The sequence below is a fragment of the Rhizobium sp. No.120 genome (assembly GCF_054558365.1).
Genome location: NZ_BAAJNQ010000007.1, coordinates 1 through 21,706, shown reverse-complemented (window position 1 = coordinate 21,706; position 21,706 = coordinate 1). Strand labels below are relative to the sequence as shown.

Here is a 21,706-nt window from a genome sequence, read left to right as displayed (position 1 = left end):
GGCCGCGCGTGAAATGCTCTTGTCGCCGGTGGAACTCCAGAGCAGTTCCAGCAAAAGTGCGTAGCGGTTTTGCGTCCGGAGCTGCGTAGAAACAAGATATAGAGCGTTTTCGCGATTCGAAGAGAAGCGGAAATGCTCTAAGCTGACGTAATGCCGGCAGCAACGGCATCCTTGCGCATCGCTCGCAGCTTTTGCATGGACGCTTCCAGGACGTCGAAGATCCGGGGATCGGCCGATTGTGCGACGTTGAACCGCATGAAGCGGCCGGCTGTCTCCGACAGACTGAAAACATTGCCCGGGGCGAGGATGACGCCTTCCGCGAGGCAAGCACGGGCAAGGTCGGCGGCATCAACGCCTTCCGGCAGCCTGCACCAGAGGAACATGCCCGCATGCGGCTTGAGCCATGGGGTGATACCGATCGCTTCCAGCCTGGCTGAAACCTCATCCATCGCCTTTGCAAGCCGGACGCGCAGCGCCTCGACATGCTTGCGATAACTTCCATCCTTCAGCGCGACATAGACAAGTTCGGCCGACACTTGCCCGCAGCTGAAGCTGCTGGCGACCTTGAGATCGACGAGATCGTCGATCCACTCGGGCTTCGCGGCGATGAAGCCGCAGCGTATGGAAGCCGAAAGCGTTTTCGAGAAGCTGCCGATATGGATCACCCGGTCCAACCCGTCATAGGCGGCCAGACGCGGCGCCGGCACCTGCTCGAAATCAGCGAAAATATCATCCTCGATGATGATGAGCCCGGAGGCGTCTGCCAGCTTCAGCAGCCGATGCGCGGTGACGGGAGAGAGCGTCGCTCCCGTCGGATTGTGAATGGCGGAGTTGGTGATGTAGAGCCGTGGTTTATGACGTTCGAGCACCTGACCGAACAGCTCGACATCCGGCCCTGCCGGCGTGAAGGGCACGGAAACGACCTTGGCGCGATGTGCCCGCAGCAGTGCATGGAAATTGAAGTAGCAGGGATCGTCGACCACGACGGTATCGCCGGGTTCGATCAGGAAACGGCAGAGAAGATCGATCGCCTGCGTACCCGATTCCATCAGCATGATCTGATCCGGGGGCACGTTGATTCCATGTTCGCCCAGGCGCCGTGCCAGCAAATGCCGCAGTGGCGGTAGGCCGAGCGGCGTCCCATAATTGGCAAGCACTTCGATATCGCCGCGCGCCAGCGTGCGCATTGCCTTACGCAAGGCAGCCTGCGGCAGCCACGAAGGCGGCAGCCAGCCGCAACCTGGTTTCAGTGCGTCGTCGCCGACTTCGAGCGATTGCCGCGAGATCCACAGCGGATCGACATTGCGGCCCGACCTCGCGCCCGTTTCGGAGAGCGACAGAGGCGGCAACGGCCCGCAGACATAAAAGCCGGACCCCGGCCGCGAGCGGATCACGCCCTCGGCCGCAAGCCGTTCATAGGCCTCGACCACGGTGGAAACGGAAACCTGCATCGTCTTGGCAAAGCTGCGCACGGAAGGAAGCCGCGCGCCGGGTACAAGGCTGCGCGCAGCGATGCGCTCTGATATCGCCACCATCACGCCTTCGATCCGGGTACCGGCAGCGCCGGTCATCAGGAGATTATCCATCTGTACTGCACCTTCAATCATAACAGTTTGCTCAGATTGTACTGTACCGTCTCTGGCTTGAGCAGGCAAATGCGCCGATACCCGCGAGCATCAAGAAGGAGCATGCGCCATGGACAAGACGACGACGGGTTGGATTTACGGTTTGACGGGAGTGGTGATCTTCAGCGGCTCGCTGCCGGCGACGCGCGTGGCCGTCATGGATTTCGACCCCTTGTTCCTCACCGTTGCTCGAGCCGTAATCGCTGGCCTTTTGGGTCTTTGCCTCCTGCTCGCCTTTCGCGAGAAGCGCCCTACCCGCGGCGACATTGCCTCGCTGACGATCGTCGCCCTCGGCTGCGTCGTCGGCTTTCCGCTCTTGACGGCACTGGCGCTGAAGCACGTCACCTCGGCTCATTCGATCGTCTTCATCGGATTACTGCCGCTGGCAACGGCAATCTTCGGCGTGCTGCGCGGCGGCGAACGGCCGCGCCCGGCCTTCTGGATATTCTCCCTCCTCGGCAGTGCGCTGGTCTGTAGCTATGCGCTGGCGCAAGGCGTGTCGGCCTCTCCGGTCGGCGATCTCCTGATGCTTGCAGCCGTGATCGTCTGCGGCCTCGGTTACGCCGAGGGTGCGGTGCTCTCGCGCCGGCTGGGCGGCTGGCAGGTCATCTGCTGGGCCCTCGTGCTATCCCTGCCTGTCACCATCGCGCTCTGCCTCATGACTATGCCGCGCAACATTGACGGCATTGGCGGCCCTGCCTGGCTCGGGCTCCTCTATGTCTCGCTCTTCAGCATGCTGATCGGCTTCATCTTCTGGTATCGCGGGCTCGCCCAGGGCGGCATCGCAGCTGTCGGCCAGCTGCAGTTCCTGCAGCCCTTCTTCGGCTTTGCGCTTGCGGCAGCGCTGCTGAAGGAAAGCGTCAGCTGGTCGATGCTCGTTGTAACGCTGGCCGTCGTCGCCTGCGTCGCAGGAGCGCGAAAATTCGCCCATTGAGTCCATCACTCGGCAAACCAAGCACTTGATCTTATAAACCGATCGGTCTATTGAAAACCAATCGGTCTATAAGGAGCCAGTTATGCCGACCTCACTCGTCCCGCCTTTCACCCGCGAAACCGCCACCGCCAAGGTCCGCATGGCCGAGGACGGCTGGAACAGCCGTGATCCGGAGCGTGTCTCCAAGGTCTATACGGAGGACAGCCAATGGAGGAACCGCGCCGAATTCCCGAGGGGCCGCAAAGAAATCGTCGAGTTCCTGACGCGCAAATGGGCAAAAGAACTCGACTACCGGCTGATCAAGGAACTCTGGGCCTTCGAGGGCAATCGCATAGCCGTGCGCTTTGCCTATGAATGGCATGATGACAGCGGCCATTGGTTCCGCTCATATGGCAACGAGAACTGGGAATTCGACGCCGATGGCCTGATGCAGCGCCGTTTCGCCTCCATCAACGACATGCCGATCAGAGAAGAGGACCGGAAATTCCACTGGCCGCTCGGCCGCCGGCCGGACGATCATTCGGGCCTCTCCGACCTCGGCCTGTAAGATGGTGCGTACCGTCTTCGAAAAATCCGACGCCATTGCCCTCGTTGCTGAAGTCTTTCGCGAGCTCGGCTACGAAGGCGCGTCGATGAGCGAGATCACCGCCCGCACGAAATTGTCCAAGGGCAGCCTCTATCACTTCTTTCCAGGCGGCAAGGAAGAGATGGCGGCTGAGATCATGGCCAATATCGACACATGGTTCGTGACGGAGATGTTCAAGCCGCTCGAGGAGGAAGAACCGCGTGCCGCGATCGCCCGCATGTGGCAAACAACGGACAGCTATTTCCGCTCCGGCCGCCGCGTCTGCCTGATCGGCGCCTTTGCGCTGGAGGAAACGCGCGACCGCTTTCCCGCCGCCATCAGCGGTTATTTCCATCGCTGGATCGAAGCGCTTTATGGCGCTTTGCTTAGGGCCGATGTACCGGGTGCCGAGGCAAAGATGCTCGCCGAAGAGGCAGTCATTGGCATCCAGGGCGCATTGACGCTTGCCAGAGCTCTTGGAGATGAGACGGTGTTTGGCAGATCCCTGGCGCGACTGAAGCACCGGCTGGAAACTGCCCTCGGCTAAAGCCATTTCATCGACGCGAATCACCGCACAGCCAATGCTTCTTCCCTTGCCAAACGGGCTTGCGCTTACCGCTATTTGTGCGCTACCGCTGGCGATATCGCAGGGAAACGGCATCTCCAGGCTCCCGATGTTGGGGATGACCACTTCAACAACCCACTGATATTAAAGAATCCTCCACAAAAGTATGTCATCGTTAATCATGTTTGATTTGCAACTATCCAAGCTCCCATGTTCAGCAGGGAATGGGAGCATCGAGGAGATGGGTAGAAGATGCTGCAGCAGGTAAACGAAGCCGACGATACGCTGATCGATCAACTGCAACGGTCGGCGTTCGACTATTTCATGCTCTATACCAATCCGGAAAATGGACTGGTGGCGGATACCTCGATCAAGACGAGCCACTGCAGCATTGCGGCCGTCGGCTTCGCACTATCGAGCTATCCGGTCGCCGTCGAGCGCGGCTGGATCAGCCGCGCCGACGCGGCAAAGCGAGTGCTGACGGCCCTCGATTTCTTTGCCGACAGCCAGCAGGGCACCGAACGCGGCGCCACCGGCCATCGCGGTTTCTACTATCACTTCCTTTACATGGAGACTGGCAAGCGCGCCTGGAACAGCGAGCTTTCGACGATCGATACCGGCCTGCTGCTGCTCGGCGTCCTGACTGCTGCCGCCTATTTCAATGGAAACAGCCAGGTCGAGCGCGATCTGCGCAGGCAGGCGAAATTCCTCTACGAACGCTGCGACTGGCATTGGGCACTGAACAAGGGCCAAACCATCAGCATGGGCTGGAAGCCGGCAAGCGGCTTCCTGCGCTGGCGCTACCAGGGCTATGACGAGGCGATCTTCCTCTATGTGCTGGCGCTCGCCTCGCCCACGCATGCGATCCCATCCTCGAGCTATGATGCCTTTGCCTCGACCTATACGTGGATGATGTTCAAGGACGCGCCCTTTCTCTATGCCGGGCCGCTGTTCATCCACCTCTTCTCGCATGCCTGGATCGATTTCCGCGACATCCGCGACAGACATGTCGCCGACAAGGATACCGACTACTTCCGCAATACCCAGACGGCGATCGCCGTGCAGCGCGATTACACGGACCGCAATCCCGGCCATTTCACCGGCTATACGAAGGATATCTGGGGCCTTTCCGCCTGCGACGGCCCGAACCCGACTGGTACCAAACATAGCCTGCGCTATGCCCCGAAGGTCTTCGGCTATGCTGCCCGCGGCGCGCCGCTGGGTCCCGACGACGGCACTATAGCTCCATGGGGACCGCTATCCTGCCTGCCATTTGACCGCGACGCGGCACTTGATGGCACACGCGCGCTGCTTTCGACCTATCCCAACCTCTTGCTCGACGGCCGCTTCCCCGGCGGCTTCAATCCAAGCGTGAAAGGAACCGGCCCGGAAGGCTGGGTGGATGACCGTTCCGTCGCGATCGACCAGGGATTGCTGGTCATGATGATCGAAAACGCTCGTACCGGCATGATCTGGGATCTGATGCGGCAATCTCCGATCCTCCGCACCGGCCTGGAACGCGCCGGCTTCACCGGCGGCTGGCTGGACGAGAAGAAGTCAAAGCCTGCGATCGCTTGATTCATGTCGTGAGTGGCCGTGCAGAGGAGCGCGGCAAAACACACTCCCCCCACCATCATTTGCAGCACCTCAAAGCTCCTTGCTCAACTCGGCGCTATGCCACGTCGAACTTGACGCCCTGCGCCAGCGGCAGCGTCCGGCCGTAATTGATCGTGTTGGTCGCTCGGCGCATATAAGCCTTCCAGGCATCCGAGCCGGACTCGCGGCCGCCGCCCGTCTCCTTCTCGCCGCCGAATGCACCGCCGATCTCAGCACCGGAAGGGCCGAGATTGACATTGGCGATGCCGCAATCCGACCCGCGTGCGGACACGAAGATCTCAGCCTCGCGCATGTCATTAGTGAAGATTGAAGAGGATAGCCCCTGCGGCACGGCATTATGCAGCGCCAGCGCTTTGTCGAAATCGCTGTACTTCATCACATAGAGGATCGGCGCGAAGGTTTCCTGTTCGACCGGCCCGGTCTGCTCCGGCATTTCGACGAGAGCCGGGCGAACATAGAAGGCATCGGCTGAGCCGCTTTCGACACGTTCGCCGCCGGTCACCGTGCCGCCAACCGCCTTCGCAGCCGCAAGCGCTGCCTGCATGCGGTCGAAGGCTTGCTTGTCGATCAGCGGGCCGACTAGGGTTCCCGCTTCAAGCGGATTGCCTATCGTGACCGAACCATAGGCCTTCTGCAGGCGCGGCACGAGCTGGTCGTAGACGCTTTCATGAACGAAAAGGCGGCGCAGCGTCGTGCAGCGCTGGCCGGCCGTGCCCATGGCAGAAAAGGCTACGCCACGCAGGGTGAGGTCGAGATCCGCCGTCGGGCAGACGATGGCGGCATTGTTGCCGCCAAGCTCGAGGATGGCGCGGGCGAAACGGCCGGCAAGACGTGGGCCGACGGCGCGGCCCATGGCCGTCGATCCGGTGGCCGAGACCAGCGGCACTTGGCGATGATCGACCAGCAGTTCGCCAAGATCACGCCCGCCGATCAGCAGCGTCGAAAGGTTCGCCGGCGCTTCGCTGCCCTCGGCGACATAGCGCTTCAACGCCTTTTCAAACAAAGCCTGCACGGCAAGCGCCGTCAGCGGCGTCTTCTCCGATGGCTTCCAGATGGTGGAATTGCCGCAGACGATGGCAAGCGCCGCGTTCCACGACCAGACGGCAACGGGGAAATTGAAGGCCGAGATGATGCCCACCGCCCCTAGCGGATGCCAGCTTTCCATCATCCGGTGCTCGGAGCGTTCCGTAGCGATGGTGAGGCCATAAAGCTGGCGCGAGAGGCCAACGGCGAAATCGCAGATATCAATCATCTCCTGCACTTCGCCGAGGCCTTCGGAGGTGATCTTGCCGACTTCGATCGAGACGAGCCGACCGAGGGCAGCCTTGCCGGCGCGCAGCTCCTCGCCAAGCAGGCGGATCAACTCGCCGCGCTTCGGCGCCGGCACGTTACGCCAGCTAAGAAACGCCTCATGCGCGGCCGCGATCGCGCCCTTCGCCTCCCCAGCTGACTGTTCCTTAAGCCTGCCGATCTCTGCGCCGGTAACCGGAGACGTAACGGCAAGTGTTCCGCCGGTGTAACGGTCGACCGACACGCCGATTTCGGTCAGAATGGCCTTGGTTTCGGCGGCAAGATCCGATATCGCGCTCATCTTGTTTCCTCTTCCCGTAATCCTGGTTCCCGGATTGCCCTAGAGCCGGATGATTTTAGGTCGAGTCGGCCTAAAATCTGAATCCGCTCTAAAATCAAAGAAGTAGAGCGTGATGTTGTCCGAAAACCGCCTACACTTTTCGGACAACATCACGCTCTAGACTCTGGCGCCAACGAAATGCGCCGCCTGGGCACCAGCTTCGTACCACATTTCCTTCGCCGCCCTGAAGCTGGGCTCGACGATGCCGGTCACCGGCAGCGGCAGATCTGCCTCGGAAATCTGTCCGAGAATATGGCCGGCCAAAACCTTGCCAAACACCGTGCCTGGCGCGATGCCGCGGCCATTATAGCCCGAGAAGCCGACGATATTCTGATCCAGCTTGTGGAAACGCGGCAGGGCGTTATCGGTCATGCCGATCTTGCCATACCATTCGCATTCGAAAGGAATGTCGCCCAGCTGCGGAAAGAGCTTCCTGATCGAGCGCCGAGCCCAGTTCTTGTGAATGGCAAGGCCGGTATTGCGTAGCGCGCCAACGCTGCCGAACACCAGCCGTCCGCCCTGGTCCATACGGAAGGACGAGAGCACTTCCTTGGTATCCCAGGCGCCTTCACGCCCCGGCAGCACGGATTTGCGCAAGTTGTCGCCGAGCGGCACGGTGGCAAAATTGAAATAGGGAAGATGCACCTGTTCGTTTCGAACCTTTTCCCACGGGCCGGTGCTATAGGCGTCGGTGGCCACCACGATCCAGTCGGCGCTCACCTTGCCGCCATCGGTGGAAACCACCCATTTGGCCCCGCTTCTTTCCGTCGATATCACGCGGCTGCCGGTGTGAACGGCAACGCCGGCTTTGACGACAGCATGGGCGAGGCCGCGCGCATAGGCAAGCGGCTGCAGCGTGCCAGCGCGCATGTCGAGCAGCGCCCCAGCATAGGCCGAGCTGCCGACGCGCCGCTCCGTCTCTCGCGCATCCAGCACAGTGACGGGCGCACCGCGCTTTCCCCATTGCCGGGCGCGCTCCTCGATTTCCTTCAATCCCTCCGACCCGACGGCGCAATGTAGCGTGCCATTGCGCTCGAGTTCGCAGGCGATGCCATGCTTGTCGATCAGCTCCATCACCAGCTTCGGCCCATTGCCGAGCAGATCGAGCAGCCGCTCACCATGGACGGCACCGAGTTCACCCGGCAGATCATCCGGCATCACCCACATGCCGGCATTGATGAGGCCGACATTGCGACCCGCGCCGCCAAAGCCGATCTCATTGGCTTCCAGCAGCACGACGCTGGTGCCGGCTTCCGCCAGATGAAGCGCCGTCGAAAGACCGGTATAGCCGCCCCCGACCACCACAACATCCGCGAACACTTCCCCAGAAAGAGGCTTCGTTACCGGCGGAGGGGGAGCGGTCTTTTCCCAGAGACCATGGGAGCGTGAGTCATTCAGCATGAAACTAGTCCAATCGACAGAGATAATCGCGCCAATCTAGCGCCATGCGCGAAATTGCGGAAGCGGCAAGAGCTACATCCGATGGACATGGCATGATGCCAAAAAATCATCGGCTCTGGAGAAAAACTTGCATGGCGAAGGCGCTTTCGACCATGATAGAGAAAAGCTGGCCGCTATGGCGGCGGCAGACAGAAGCAGGACATTCTCATGAAGCCCATTTTCGTTCAGCTCCAATGCGCCCCCGGCAAGACCTATGAGGTCGCCGATGCGATCTACCAGACGGAGTTGGTTTCGGAACTGTATTCCACCAGCGGCGACTACGATCTGCTGATGAAGGTCTACATTGCCGAAGAGCAGGATATCGGCAAGTTCATCAACGACCACATCGCCAATATCCCCGGCATCGTCCGCTCGCTGACGACGCTGACCTTCCGAGCGTTTTGAGAGATCTGGATTTCGGGTCGGTATTTATCGTGATTCGGGCTGTTTTAAAAAAATGCTCCTCACCCCCCACTCCGCAAATCGCCCCGACATTAACCCTCTTGCCCGAAACCGCACGGCTTTCCGCACAGAATTAAACCCTTTTTAACCGACCCGGTGATCTGCTTTGCCGACTGATCAACGGGCGGCGCGCTGCAGCGCCGGATCGCCGCCGCGCGGCGCGGCATAGGGGTCGAGGGTGGATCGATGACATCGGCTGTTGCGGATATTCAGGCAAACAAGCAGGCCGGGCCGTTGATCGTGCATGTCGTGCGCCAGTTCTTGCCGAACAAGGGCGGCCTGGAAGACGTCGTTGCCAATCTTTGCCGCCAGCTGGTTTCCCGCGGCTATCGGGTGCGCGTCGTCACCTGCAACAGCCTGTTTTCCGATCCCGCCCGCCAACTGCCCGAAAGCGAAACGATCGACGGTATCGAGATCGTACGCATTCCCTGGTCCGGCTCCAGCCGCTATCCTTTGGCACCAAAGGTCTTCCGCCATCTGGCCGATGCCGACCTCATTCATGTCCATGCCGTCGATTTCTTCTTCGATGCGCTGGCATGGGGCAAGCTCCTGCATGGGCGCCCCATGGTCGCCACCACCCATGGCGGCTTCTTCCACACGCAGAAATATGCAGCCATCAAGAATGTCTGGTTCAATACCGCAACGCGGCTGTCCGCGCTCGGCTATGCCTCTCTGATCTGTTGCAGCCAGTCCGACGCGCGCCTTTTTTCGCAGATCGCCGACAACCGCGTGCGCTTGATCGAAAACGGCGCCGACGTGAGCAAGTTTTCAAATTGCGCTTCGCTGGACGCGCGCCGCCGCATCGTCACGATAGGCCGATTCTCCGTCAACAAGCGGCTCGATCACCTGCTCGACGTCATGAAGGTGCTGGCAGGCCGCCATGAGGACTGGCACCTCGATATTATCGGAGCCGAATCGGATCTCGACCGGGCAACGCTGGAAAAGGAAATTGCAGTTCGCAATCTGGAGCGCAATGTCGCGCTGCATGTCTCGCTCGACGAAGGCTCGATCCGCAACATCATCGCGCGCGCCTCACTCTTTGCTTCCGCTTCCGAATATGAAGGCTTCGGCCTGGTGGCGATCGAGGCAATGAGCGCCGGCCTCCTACCGGTGCTGAACGCCAATGAGGCCTATAAGGCGATGGCCGAAACCCATCCGGCCCTCATGCTCGCAGATTTCGCAGATCCGGAAGCGACGGCCGATGTGCTGACCGCAGCCTTCGAGCGCCTTGAAGCCGACGATCTGAGCTTACGGCAGGAATTGTTGCGGGACGCCCGCGCCTATGCCTGGAATGAAGTCGCCCAACGCTACATGGATGTCTATGCCGAGACGCTCACGCCGAGAGGCAAATCGCCTCAGCTTCTACGCCAACGCGGCCAAGCGGCGTAACCTTCCAGAATGCCCATCAGCCAGGCACGCTTGTAACGCGCAGCATCGGCGTTGAAACGCGCCAGCGCCGCCAACCAGCCGGCGACCGGACGAAACAGGCGGTAGCCGACATAATACAAGGGAAAAGCCTGTTTGCGCATCAAAGCGCCGAAGCCGCGCCCATATTTGCGGGCTCGCTCCACCTGCCGCGGCCCGTATTCGCTGGTGACCTGATCGTGGTGGACGATGAGCTCGGGAAAGAACATTGCCTGCCTGCCGGCGCCGAGCGCGCGCAGCAAGAAATCCGCTTCCTCGCCGCTCTGGAAAGGCGATTCCGAACCGACCCCAAGATCCTCGTCGAAACCGCCTATATCGGAAAGCGCCGCACGGCGCACGAAGATGCCGTTGGAATTGCCGCACTTCAGATAGTTCCAGCGCGTAAGCGCCAGCCGCGTCTCGCCCGTCGGGCTGACGGAGGCGAAACCCTCGGCGTCGAGCGTGCGGCCGGTGACGATCGCAAGCTCTGGATGCGCTGAAAACAGTGCCGCTGCTGTCGAAAGCGTGTCGGCCTCATACCAGCAATCATCATCGGGAAAGCAGATGTAATCGCCTGCCGCGACGGCCATGCCATTGTTGCGCGCCCGCGAAAGTCCTTTTGGCGAACGAATGTGGCGGATCGTGAAGGAAGAGGAAAAGCTGTCGATCAACGCCCCCAGCCGGTCGTCAGCATTCTGGTCGACGACGATCACCTCGAAATCCTTATGGCGCTGCCCCACCAGCGAACGGAATAGCCGCTCCAGCTGATCGAAACGATCGATCGTGCAGACGATAAGGCTGAACAATGAGACCCCCCGCACAAGCCCTAGAGCGGCCAATATCAGAGAGAAAGAATATTAGCCGAAGTAAAAAATGAACTTATGGCAGCATTAAACCCTAAATATTAAGGCATATGAAATAGAGCTGACGCTATCCCCATGAAGAGCCGGATATGTGTACAGGTTCCGGAAATTTGAGGAACGGTCAGTCTTCATGACGAAGAGCATAATGGCAAATTCGGTTTTGAACGCCGCGGCGGGATTGACCCTGCTTGCGACCGGCTTTGCATGTTCGATCATTGCGGCGCGCCTGCTTGGCCCGGAGGCCAACGGCATCATCGCCTTCTCCCTGTGGCTGACGACGACAGGCGCGCTCGTCGCCGAGCTCGGGGCCGGCGTTACCCTGCTGCGCGTCCTACCGCAGTTGAAGGGAAACGGCTATTCGACGGAAGAGCGGCTGGGCTTTGCCGCCTACCTCCTGCAGCCGACGATTCTCGCAACCGTGATCCTGCTCGCCGGCTATGTCGCCTACTATTGGGATACGGAGCGTTTGCATTGGGCGGGTGATGCTTCTGAAGTCATCGCCATAACAGGCGTATTTTTCGTTCTTCAGTCGCTCGGCGCCTATAGCAAGAACTATCTGATCGGCGAGCAGCGCGTCAGCGCGTTCCTGCGCATTACCTTGATAAGTTCGGCGCTGCAGCTGGTTACGGTCCTCTTGGGGGCGATTTTCTTTGGCGTCAGCGGTGCACTTGCCGGCTATGCGATCGGCCAGCTGCCAATGTTCATCGCGACGCTCAAGATTGCGATCGCGCGCAAGAACAGCTGCGGCATCGGCCTTTCCGCCCTCGCCAGTTCGTCGCTTATTCTGTCGATCGAACTCATCAACAGCTCGATCTTCCTCAACCGCATCGAGCTTTTGTTCCTGCAGCGTTACTGGGGCATCGAAGCGGTCGGCTTCTATGCCGTCGGCCTGTCGCTCGCCAATCTGGCGCTGCAGCTTCCCGTACAATTAAGCGGCAGCCTCTTGCCCTATTATTCCGAGCAGATGCACGCCAGGGAATCGGACAAGCTGCCCGTCGAGGTCTTCGCCGGTGTGGCGCGCAGCATCGCTTACATTACTCTGCCGATGAGTTTTGGCCTCGCAGCCATCTCGCCGGAGCTCGTCGTAACGATCTTCGGCCCCGCTTTTGCGCCGAGTGGCGGTATGGTGGCACTGCTGTCCCTGACTGCCGTGCCCTATGTCTTCATGCAGATCTGCACGCAGTACCTCTATTCGCTGGATCGCGTGCGCGAACGCACCGTCATCGGTGTCATCGCCAGCTTCATCATGGTCATCGGCTGCGCCGTCGCTGTACCTTTCTACGGAGGAGAGGGTGCGGCACTGGTCCGTCTGCTCGCCTTTGTTGCCCTATGCTTGATGACAGTGCGCCGCATGGAATTCGAAGGATCGACGCGCGGTATGCTTATCAACCTTGCAAAAGTCACGGTTGCTGCCATTGTGTGCGCGGTTGCAGCCTATGGTTTCGTTCAGGCGCTGACCGGTGTCGCAGGTCTCGTAGGCGCCATTATCGCTGGCGCCCTGGCCTATGGCATTGCGCTCAGACTGCTGAAAGCCGTTCCAGCCGAAGATATCGACGTCTTGCAGCAGATCGCGACGCGTCTGCCTGCACGCGTCAATCCGATTGCCACTCAGGCTCTGGCTCTCTTAGCGCCGCGCCGAATGTGAGGAGACTAGCATGGCTGGTTGGGGAGCCGCCGAAAAACAGGACAAGAAAGGGCAGACAAGATCCGCAGCCATCCCGGTAACCTTTGCCGGCACGGTCGGCCTGTTTACATCAGCCGTCAAACCGTCGCGCGGTAGCGCCGTCCTGTTTCTTAGCCCCTGGGGCTTCGAGGAGATGTGCGTCCGCAAGTTCTGGCGGATTCTGGCCGAGGATCTTGCCGATATCGGCATATCGAGCCTGCGCTTCGATTACGTCGGCACGGGTGACGCCCTTGATCTGGCCGATGAAGGCAAAGGTCTGGAGCCGTGGCATGAAACCGCTCTCGTGGCAGCTGCAAAGCTGAAGGCGCTTTCCGGCTGCGAGCGGCTGATCCTCGTCAGCCAGGGCCTCGGCGGGACCATCGCCGCCGCGCTCGCCGAACGGCTTGCCGGCATCGACGGCATCGCCTTTCTTGCGCCGGTCGTCTCCGGCCGCGCCTATCTGCGCGAACTGACCGTCTGGTCGAAGATGATCGATGAAAGCATGGGGCTTACCGAAGCGCAGCGCCAGACCGAGGGCGTCACCGTCGCCAGCCTGCGCATGCCCGATAGCGTCGCCGATGCGGTGAAGAAGCTGAACCTTATGATGCTGGATCGGCTCGCCGCGCCGAATTGCCTGGTGCTGACTCGCCCGGGTCGTCCCGGAGACTCCGACTTCGCGCACCATCTCGAAACGCTCGGCCCCGATGTCGAGCAGACTTCCTACGAAGGTTACGACGATCTCGTCTCGAACCCGACCATCGCCACCATGCCGACCGAAGCCGGCCGGAAAATAGTTGAGTGGGTGCAGTCGATCGCCATCGAAACCGGTGAGGCCACAACGACCGATCCTGCACCGCCCTTCGCCGAGCCTCTGATCGGCGAAGGCTTTCGCGAAACGCCGCTGCGTTTCGGCACGAACAACCGACTGTTCGGCATTCTCTGTGAACCCCAGGGTGGCCGCACAGGCGCAACGGCGCTTCTTCTGACGACAGCCTATGACAGGCACGCCGGCTGGGGTCGTATGTCGGTCACCATGGCGCGCGCGCTCGCTCGCGACGGTATTGCCTCGCTGCGTTTCGATACGGCCAACGTCGGCGACAGCCCACCGCTTTCCGGCACCGCCGAGCAGGTGCTCTATTCCCGCGATCAGCATCTCGATGTCGCCGAGGCGCTGGACTTGCTGGAAATGCGGAGCCTGCTGCCAACCTATGTGGTCGGACGCTGCAGCGGCGGCTATCTCGCCTTTCAGGCAGCTTTACGCGATGTGCGCTGCAGCGGCCTCATCACGGTCAATCCCTACAGCTTTCATTGGGACGAGAGCCGATCAGTCGATGAAGCGCTGCGCTTCGCTCCCCGATCGCTCGAAACCTATGGGCGCAAACTCCTGCAGATGGAAACGCTGAAGCGGCTCTTCGGTGGCCAGATCGATGCAAGAAGCGCCATATGCAATATGGCGACCGGGCTCGGGCGGCGGGCAATACGATCAGCTCGCCACCTGCTCGGCGCGTTCCCCATCTTCGCTGCCGCTCAGGGGCCTGTGCTGGGTGGTTTCCGCGCGCTTGCCAAGCGTGGCGTCGACATGTCCCTGATCTACAGCGCCCATGATATCGGCCTCGATCACCTGCATGACGAGTTCGGCGAGAACGGCGCGGGCCTGAAGCATTTTCCGGACATACGCCTCACCATCATTCCCGAAGCCGATCACAATCTGACCCCGCCCTATGCGCGTAAGGTCTATCTGAGGGAGGTCCGGGAGATGGGCCTAAGGCTCGCCAACCGATGATCCACCGGCTGGAAAGCCGCCGGAAATGTTCGCCATATCCAACACTTGCTGTATAGTCGCCCCATGAGGCTCCTGATCGTCGAAGACAACCGCGAACTGGCGTCCTGGCTCGGCAAGGCGCTGCGTCAGGCGCAATATGTCGTCGACATCGCCTACGATGGCGAGGATGCCGAGCACATGCTGAAAGTGGCGGCCTATGCCATCGTCATTCTCGATTTGTCGCTACCGAAAATGGACGGGCTGACGCTGCTGAAGCGGCTGCGGCAGAGCGGCAACAAGGTGCCGGTCATCATCCTGACGGCCAATGCCAGCCTCGACGGCCGGGTTGCCGGCCTCGACAGCGGCGCCGACGATTATCTGGCGAAGCCTTTCGAAATTGCCGAGCTCGAAGCCCGCATACGCGCCGCCGTCCGCCGCGGTCACGACCGCGCCGCTCCGGAGATCGCCGTCGGCGACCTGGTGTTCGATGGAGGCACGCGGCAATTCTCTCTGGCCGGCGAATCCCTGGCGCTTACGCCGCGCGAGCACGCGGTGCTCGAGCATCTGATCATGAAAGCGGGCATGACCGTCACCAAGGCAACGCTCTCGGAAAGCGTCTTCGGCTTTGATGATCTCGCCGATACCAGCGCCATCGAGATCTACGTGCATCGCGTCCGCAAGAAGCTCGAAGGCAGCTCCGTGCAGATCGCGACATTGCGCGGCCTGGGTTATCTCCTTCGCCATGCGCAATGATGTGGCTGCACCACCTAAAGGCCTCGTAAGCCGCGCCTTGGGCGGGGTAGCGAGCAGTCTTCGCGCGCAGCTTTTCGCCTGGGTCGTATTGACCTTGATCGGAGCGATCTGCATCAACCTTTATCTAAGCTTCCGTTCTGCCGATGCGACGGCCGATCTTGTCACCGACCGTACGCTGCTCGCCTCCGCCCGCGTCATCGCGGAAGCGACGCATGTCGACGCAAGCGGCACAGTGCAGATCGATATTCCCCCGGCTGCGCTGGAAATGTTCGATACCGGCTATGGCGATCGCGTGTTCTATCAGGTGGTCACGGCGTGGGGGAATCTCATCGCCGGTTTTCCCGATCTGCCCCGGCCGAAACGGGATTTTAGCGGCGAGGACATGACATTTCGGACCGACGGCGTCCGTGTACTCATGCTGAGCCACCCGGTTGTTGGCCTTGATCAGGACAGCACGATTTCCGTCGCCGTTGCCGTTACTCACAACAGCCAGTACGCCATGCGCCGCAGGCTGTGGCTCTCTGATTTCGCCAAACAGCTCGCGCTTGTCCTGCTTGCCGGACTGGTGACCATCATCGGCCTGCAGCGCGGGCTTACCCCCGTGCTGCGCCTGCGCGACGCCGTGCGCGAACGCGGCCGCCAGCGCCTCGATCCGCTGGATCCTCACATGGTGCAGAACGAGCTTCGGCCGCTCGTTCATGCCCTCAATGACCACATGGAGCGGGTGCAGAATCAGATGGCGGCGCAGCGCCGCTTCGTCTCGAATGCCGCGCACCAACTGCGCACGCCGCTCGCCTTGATTTCGACCCAGGCAGGCTTTGCTGCGCGTGAAACCGACGATATCAGGCGCGACGAGGCGCTGACCGCGTTGCGATCCAGCACGCGGCAAGTGACTCGCCTTGCGAGCCAGCTCCTGACACTCTCGCGCGCAGAACCCGGCAGCCGCCGACCGCGAAGCGACACGATCGATCTGGCGGAAACGGCCCGGCGCGTTCTGGAAACGCTCGCCGAGGAAGCCCTGCGCCGTAATATCGATCTTGGGCTCGAGGTGAATGAGGCGGCAGTTCATATCGAAGGCGACGGCACCATGCTGCGCGAAATGCTGGTCAATCTCGTCGACAATGCACTGCGCTACACGCAGCCGGGCGGTCGCGTGACGGTCGGCGTCGGCCGGGAAGGTGATACAGCTCTCCTATGGGTTGAGGACAACGGTCCTGGTATCCCTGAAGCGGAACGCGGCCAGGTCTTCGAGCGCTTCTATCGCATCATGGGCACCGAGCCGGAAGGCAGCGGCCTGGGACTCGCCATCGTCCGCGAAGTCGTCGACGGCGCCGGCGGCTCGGTCAGGCTAGATGACGCACCCGGCGGCGGGCTGCTGGTCAGCGTGCGGCTGCCGGCTGTTTAAGAGTGCGGGCGGCGCAGAGGTTTAGTCGGGAATCCTGAGGGGCAAGGCAAGCTCGCCGCCAATTTCCTCTCAGGCGTCGCACTCACAACCGCTGTCGCCTTCTGGCTGTGGACAAGTCCAAACTCCAATCCGTTTGGCATAAATTGCCTCGTTCGTGAGTATACAATCTTGGATGGTAGCGACCGCACCCACCCTCTTGCAAGAGATGCTGTTTTAGAATGACCGGAAGGATGGATGCGGACTGGTCGCTTTTAGGCGCCAAGCAATCATAGTTGCTGTCCTAAGAACTATGATCTATCGGGAATCGTTGATTGACGCGGCTCGATCTTTTGTATCGGGACATGACCGGCCAAGGTCAGCAGATTGGATACGGGATATGACTGAGAACTTTACTGCCAGCGAGATCAGCCACCTTCGCACGATGACGCCGGGAACGCGCCATCGCGTCCACCTCAACAATGCCGGCGCGGCGCTGATGACGACGGGCGTGCTGTCCACCGTTGTCGATCATCTCAATCTTGAGGCCGATATCGGTGGATACGAAGCCAAAGCACGCGAGATCGATCGGATCGAGGGCGTTTATCGCAGCGTCGCGCGCCTCTTGAACGCAGATCCCAGTGAGATTGCGCTGGCGGAGAACGCGACGGTTGCCTGGCAATGGGCCTTCTACGCGCAGCGCTTCAAGGCGGGCGACCGCATTCTGACGACCACAGCCGAATATGCCGCGAACTACCTATCGTACCTTCAGGTCGCGAAACGGACGGGCGTGGTGATCGACTTGATCCCTGATGATGCCGAGGGCCGGCTGGACCCGCGAGCATTGGAAGCAATGATAGACGAACGGGTGCGCCTGATCGCGATTACCTGGGTACCGACCAACGGCGGGCTGGTCAATCCCGCCGCGGAGGTGGGCCGGATTGCTAACGCACATGGCATCCCCTTCCTGCTCGACGCCTGCCAAGCGGTCGGCCAGCTCCCCGTCAACGTGGCGCAGCTCGGCTGCGACATGCTTGCCGCAACCGGGCGCAAGTTCCTGCGTGGTCCGCGCGGTACTGGGTTCCTCTACATGAAGCGCGCGCTTTTGGAGGGAATCGAGCCGGCGATGATCGACCTGTATGGCGCAACATGGGCGGGTGGCGACCGCTATAACCTGCGCCCTGACGCGCGCCGCTTTGAGACGTGGGAGAGCAACTATGCCGCGAGACTCGGCCTCGGCGCTGCGATCGAGGAGGCACTGGCAATCGGCATCCCGCGCATAGAGAAGCGGGTAAAGGCGCTGGCCGGCTCCATGCGTGCGATGCTTAGCGACCTGCCCGCCGTCACCGTCCACGACCTCGGCCCGGACCCGGCCGCAATCGTAACCTTCACTCTTGCGGACATGGACGCCGCCACCGTCGCTGCCCGCCTGGCCGAGCGCGCGATCAACGTTTCTGTGTCCGCGCCAAGCAGCACGCCAGTCGACGGCGAGCGCCGCCATCTGCCCAATCTCGTTCGGGCCTCGCCCCATTATTACAACACTGAAATCGAGATCGAGCGGCTGGCTGAGGCGGTGCGATCCATCGGAGAGCCAAGAACCACATACTAGATGTCAGAACTCAGAAATTTGGTTGAGGTGGAGCGGCTCTCCCGATTCACTATGGCATTGAATCAAGGGCATGCGCCTTCTGGCTGTGATTGAGTCTAGGCCCCAGGGTGAGGGGGTGTTGCGAATCCTATGGAAGTACGTTGGCTACAGCTCTTCACATGCGAAACCAATCATAACCCCTCTTCCAAGTCGATAGCCCGCGGCCCCTCACTCCTGCGCTCTCCCCGCAGGCGGGAGAGGGAGTCACCTATCTCGGCGCGTTAAGTAACAGACAACAAAAAGGCCGGGCGAAACGCCCGGCCCCTGGCCTTGGGAGGTACCAGAAAATCAACGCTTAATGCGTGTCGAGGCTCTGCTGCGGACGCCAGCGGGTGATGCGGTTTTCGATGAGCGTCATCACATATTCGGCGCCGAGCGTGACGACCATCACCAGAATGATCGCGGCATAGAGGCCGGCTGCGTCATAGGTGCCCTTGGCGATCGAGATCAGGTAGCCGATGCCGGCCAGCGAACCGACGAACTCGCCGACGATGGCGCCGATGATGGCGAAGGAGAAGGAGATGTGCAGGCTTGCAAAAATCCAGCTCATCGCCGAGGGCAGGATGACGTTGCGGGTGACCCGCCAGTTCGAAGCACCGAGAATGCGAGCATTGGCGATCATATTGCGGTCGGCTTCACGAACGCCCTGGAAGGCATTGGCGAACACCACGAAGAACACCATGATGAAGGCGAGCGCCACTTTAGACGCGAGGCCGAGACCCATGATCATCACGAAGATCGGCGCGAGAACGACGCGCGGGATCGAGTTGATCGCCTTGATGTAGATCGACAGGATATCGGACGCGAGCTTGTTGCGGCCAAGCGCGACGCCGACGAGAACGCCGGTCACTGAGCCGATGATAAAGCCGATCAGGGCTTCTTCCATGGTGACGCCGAGGTGATACCAGAGCGAGCCGCTCTCGGTTCCGTCGACGATCCACTCCCAGAGGCGCAGTGCGATGCCGTAAGGGCTCGAATAGAAGAACGGATCGATCCAATGCAGGTCGGAGGCGAGCTGCCAGAGGCCGAGGATGGCAAGCAGAATGCCAATCTGCCAGGCCTTGACGACATACTTGCGACGAGCGAGCGCCTTCAGCGCTGCGGCTTCGATTTCCGCGTCCGAGGTGCCGGCGCGGAAGATCGGGGCATTGCCTGCTTCGAGAGCTGTGTTTGCCATGATCAATCCTCCCTTATGCCGCTTCCGCGGCACGGCGATAGCTGGTTTCGACTTCTTCGCGCAAATCGTCCCAGATCGTCTTGCAATAATCGATAAAGTTCTGCTCGTAGCGGATCTCAGAGACCACGCGCGGGCGCGGCAGGTCGATCGTGTAGACCGATTTCACCGTCGCCGGGCCGGCCGTCAGCACATAGACCTTGTCGGCCAGTGCAACGGCTTCTTCGAGATCGTGTGTGACGAAGACGACCGAAGCCTGGCGCTCCGCCCAGAGCTTCAGCAGCTCCTCATGCATGACCGTGCGGGTCTGCACGTCGAGCGCCGAGAAGGGCTCGTCCATCAGCAGGATTTCCGGCTCGTTGATGAAGGTCTGCGCCAGCGAGACGCGCTTGCGCATGCCGCCCGAGAGCTGATGCGGATAGTGATGCAGGAACTTCGAAAGGCCGACGCGGGCGAGCCAGTCCTTGGCCATCTTTTCAGCCTCGGCCTTCGACTTGCCGCGGAACAGCGGGCCGGCCATGACGTTTTCGATGACATTCTGCCAGGGGAAGAGCGCATCCGTCTGGAAGGCGAAACCAACGCGCCGGTCGATGCCGCTGACCGGGCCACCCATCAGGCGGACTTCGCCGGCGCTCGGCTTGGCAAGGCCGGTGACGAGATTGAGCGTCGTCGACTTGCCGCAGCCCGTCGGTCCGACAACGGCGACGAATTCGCCGCGCTGGACGGTCATGTTGAAATCGCGCAGTGCGGTCAGCGACTTGCCGGTCGGCGATACGAAACGGCGGCTGACATTGATGAGCTCTATTGCCGGAGTGCGGCGTTCATCCTGTTGCATGGTGCTGATCCTGACGCGTGCCTTCAGGGCGTGCACGCAAAGCCCAGTGAATTGCAAATCTCTTGAACCGCCGCTTCCGGAACCTGTCTGAAAACTGGCCAGAAGCGGCGTTCTGACTGCTTACTTAACGTTCTTCACGAATTCCGTCGTGTAGGTCTTCGACAGGTCGATCGTCTTGCCCTTGACGTTCTTGGAGAACTGCGAGAGCACGGCGAGAACGGTCTTCGGACCATCTTCCGGCATCACGCCGTCGGCGGTGAACATTTCCTTGCCGGCGTCGAGAGCCTTGATGTAACCGTCCTTGTCGCCGACGTAGAAGTCCTTCGGCATCTTCTCGGCGATTTCAGCGGCGGAATGCGTATGGATGAAGCGCAGCGTCTTGACGAAAGCATTCGCGAGTTTCTGCACTTCTTCTTTATGAGCGTCGACCCATGCGGCATCCATATAGAGCGACGCGGCCGGATAGGTACCGCCGAGCGCTTCCTCGGTGCCTTTCAGCGTGCGCAGATCGACGAGGATTTTGGCTTCGCCGGTCTTGAGCAGGCGCGAAATCGTCGGCTCGGTGGTCATGCCGACCTGAATGGCGTCCTGCTGCATGGCGGCGATGAAGGTCTGGCCGGCGCCGACCGGAACAGGCGTGATGTCAGCCGGGGAGAGGCCTGCCTTCGATGCCATGTAAAGGGTTAGGAAATTGGTCGACGAGCCGAGGCCGGTGACGCCGGCGCGCTTGCCCTTCAGGTCGGCAAAGGACTTGATGTCCGGATACTTGGCCGAAACCAGCTCGACTTCGCCCGGTGCCTGGCTGAACTGCACGACCGACTTGATGAACTTGCCCTTGGCCTGCAGGTCGACGCAGTGATCGTAGAAGCCAACGACACCCTGGACGGCGCCGGCCAGCAGCTGGTTTTCAGCGTCGACGCCGGCGGATTCGTTAAGAAGCTCGACCTCGAGGCCTTCATCCTTGAAGTAGCCGAGGGATTCGGCGAGCTTGGCCGGCAGATAGATCTGCTTTTCGTAGCCGCCCACCATGATGGAAATCTTGTCGGCAGCATTGGCGACCGTGGCTGCAAGCGAAGCAGCAGTCATGACGAGGGAAAGGGCTACGGTATGAAAAAACGTGCGCGATGGACGCATCAATGTCTCCTCCTGTTTTATTCTTGCGCCACACGACGCTCTGGAAAGGCGCTTCCTCCACGAAGCTCAGCGAGACTAGCGCGGGTAACCTTTCAGTCAGCTTTCAGTGCGCAACCCTGCGGGGGAACATTGCAATTTTATGAACGCAGATGCCGGCGGCTCGACTATGCCGCCGGCGCCGGAAACGCTACTGCGCGCTATTTGGCGTTTTTGACGAACTCAGTCGTGTAGGTCTTCGACAGATCGATCGA

The 21,706-nt window shown here is 60.9% G+C and carries 18 protein-coding genes; 11 read left to right on the top strand and 7 right to left on the bottom strand.

The features are described from left to right. Positions 1–137: 137 nt before the first annotated feature. Positions 138–1,607 (bottom strand): aminotransferase-like domain-containing protein, encoded by a 1,470-nt coding sequence (locus tag ACYJRZ_RS19650; RefSeq protein WP_459461722.1) that lies wholly within the window; start codon positions 1,605–1,607, stop codon positions 138–140. Positions 1,608–1,695: 88 nt separating this feature from the next. Between ACYJRZ_RS19650 and ACYJRZ_RS19645 the strand changes: the two genes are divergently transcribed. The 4 genes from ACYJRZ_RS19645 (at position 1,696) to ACYJRZ_RS19630 (ending at position 5,267) form a co-directional block, all read left to right on the top strand. After that, positions 1,696–2,559, top strand: a complete 864-nt coding sequence (locus tag ACYJRZ_RS19645; protein ID WP_459461720.1) for a DMT family transporter — start codon at positions 1,696–1,698, stop codon at positions 2,557–2,559. Between the two features lie 82 nt (positions 2,560–2,641). Then, positions 2,642–3,106, top strand: a complete 465-nt coding sequence (locus ACYJRZ_RS19640) for a nuclear transport factor 2 family protein (protein ID WP_459461718.1) — start codon at positions 2,642–2,644, stop codon at positions 3,104–3,106. 1 nt (position 3,107) lies between these two features. Next, complete coding sequence (locus tag ACYJRZ_RS19635) at positions 3,108–3,671, top strand: TetR/AcrR family transcriptional regulator (protein WP_459461716.1); 564 nt, start codon at positions 3,108–3,110, stop codon at positions 3,669–3,671. Between the two features lie 270 nt (positions 3,672–3,941). Further along, positions 3,942–5,267: a glucoamylase family protein gene (locus ACYJRZ_RS19630; RefSeq protein WP_459461714.1), complete on the top strand. Its 1,326-nt coding sequence runs from the start codon at positions 3,942–3,944 to the stop codon at positions 5,265–5,267. Positions 5,268–5,361: 94 nt separating this feature from the next. Here ACYJRZ_RS19630 and amaB read toward each other — a convergent pair whose 3' ends face one another. After that, the gene (amaB, locus tag ACYJRZ_RS19625; RefSeq protein WP_459461712.1) at positions 5,362–6,897 is read right to left on the bottom strand and encodes an L-piperidine-6-carboxylate dehydrogenase; all 1,536 of its coding nucleotides are present in this window, start codon (positions 6,895–6,897) and stop codon (positions 5,362–5,364) included. Positions 6,898–7,053: 156 nt separating this feature from the next. Beyond that, positions 7,054–8,337 (bottom strand): NAD(P)/FAD-dependent oxidoreductase, encoded by a 1,284-nt coding sequence (locus ACYJRZ_RS19620; RefSeq protein ID WP_459461710.1) that lies wholly within the window; start codon positions 8,335–8,337, stop codon positions 7,054–7,056. A gap of 207 nt (positions 8,338–8,544) precedes the next feature. Between ACYJRZ_RS19620 and ACYJRZ_RS19615 the strand changes: the two genes are divergently transcribed. Then, positions 8,545–8,781 (top strand): Lrp/AsnC ligand binding domain-containing protein, encoded by a 237-nt coding sequence (locus ACYJRZ_RS19615; RefSeq protein WP_015341532.1) that lies wholly within the window; start codon positions 8,545–8,547, stop codon positions 8,779–8,781. Between the two features lie 243 nt (positions 8,782–9,024). Then, positions 9,025–10,227: a glycosyltransferase family 4 protein gene (locus ACYJRZ_RS19610; RefSeq protein WP_459461708.1), complete on the top strand. Its 1,203-nt coding sequence runs from the start codon at positions 9,025–9,027 to the stop codon at positions 10,225–10,227. Here ACYJRZ_RS19610 and ACYJRZ_RS19605 read toward each other — a convergent pair. After that, positions 10,194–11,048, bottom strand: coding sequence for a glycosyltransferase family 2 protein (locus tag ACYJRZ_RS19605; RefSeq protein ID WP_459461706.1), 855 nt, complete (start codon positions 11,046–11,048; stop codon positions 10,194–10,196). The genes ACYJRZ_RS19610 and ACYJRZ_RS19605 overlap by 34 nt on opposite strands. Before the next feature lie 187 nt (positions 11,049–11,235). On the opposite strand from ACYJRZ_RS19605, the gene ACYJRZ_RS19600 reads away from it, so the two are divergent. From ACYJRZ_RS19600 to ACYJRZ_RS19580, 5 genes are all read left to right on the top strand, one after another. Continuing rightward, the gene (locus tag ACYJRZ_RS19600; RefSeq protein WP_459461704.1) at positions 11,236–12,750 is read left to right on the top strand and encodes a lipopolysaccharide biosynthesis protein; all 1,515 of its coding nucleotides are present in this window, start codon (positions 11,236–11,238) and stop codon (positions 12,748–12,750) included. A 10-nt stretch (positions 12,751–12,760) separates the two neighbouring features. Further along, positions 12,761–14,551 (top strand): alpha/beta fold hydrolase, encoded by a 1,791-nt coding sequence (locus tag ACYJRZ_RS19595; RefSeq protein ID WP_459461702.1) that lies wholly within the window; start codon positions 12,761–12,763, stop codon positions 14,549–14,551. Positions 14,552–14,614: 63 nt separating this feature from the next. Further along, the gene (locus ACYJRZ_RS19590; protein ID WP_459461700.1) at positions 14,615–15,283 is read left to right on the top strand and encodes a response regulator; all 669 of its coding nucleotides are present in this window, start codon (positions 14,615–14,617) and stop codon (positions 15,281–15,283) included. Beyond that, positions 15,273–16,688, top strand: a complete 1,416-nt coding sequence (locus ACYJRZ_RS19585) for a sensor histidine kinase (protein ID WP_459461698.1) — start codon at positions 15,273–15,275, stop codon at positions 16,686–16,688. Before ACYJRZ_RS19590 ends, ACYJRZ_RS19585 begins: the two co-directional genes overlap by 11 nt. A gap of 376 nt (positions 16,689–17,064) precedes the next feature. Then, positions 17,065–18,273, top strand: a complete 1,209-nt coding sequence (locus ACYJRZ_RS19580) for an aminotransferase class V-fold PLP-dependent enzyme (protein ID WP_459461696.1) — start codon at positions 17,065–17,067, stop codon at positions 18,271–18,273. 334 nt (positions 18,274–18,607) lie between these two features. Here the strand turns inward: ACYJRZ_RS19580 and ACYJRZ_RS19575 are convergent, their stop codons facing one another. The 3 genes from ACYJRZ_RS19575 to ACYJRZ_RS19565 form a co-directional block, all read right to left on the bottom strand. Continuing rightward, positions 18,608–19,489 carry an ABC transporter permease gene (locus ACYJRZ_RS19575; RefSeq protein WP_459461694.1) on the bottom strand — a complete coding sequence of 294 codons (882 nt, stop codon included), beginning with the start codon at positions 19,487–19,489 and terminating at the stop codon, positions 18,608–18,610. A gap of 13 nt (positions 19,490–19,502) precedes the next feature. Next, entirely contained in the window at positions 19,503–20,321 is an 819-nt protein-coding gene (locus ACYJRZ_RS19570; RefSeq protein WP_459461692.1) for an ABC transporter ATP-binding protein, read from the bottom strand. 120 nt (positions 20,322–20,441) lie between these two features. After that, positions 20,442–21,455: an ABC transporter substrate-binding protein gene (locus ACYJRZ_RS19565; RefSeq protein WP_459461691.1), complete on the bottom strand. Its 1,014-nt coding sequence runs from the start codon at positions 21,453–21,455 to the stop codon at positions 20,442–20,444. Between the last annotated feature and the right edge of the window lie 251 nt (positions 21,456–21,706).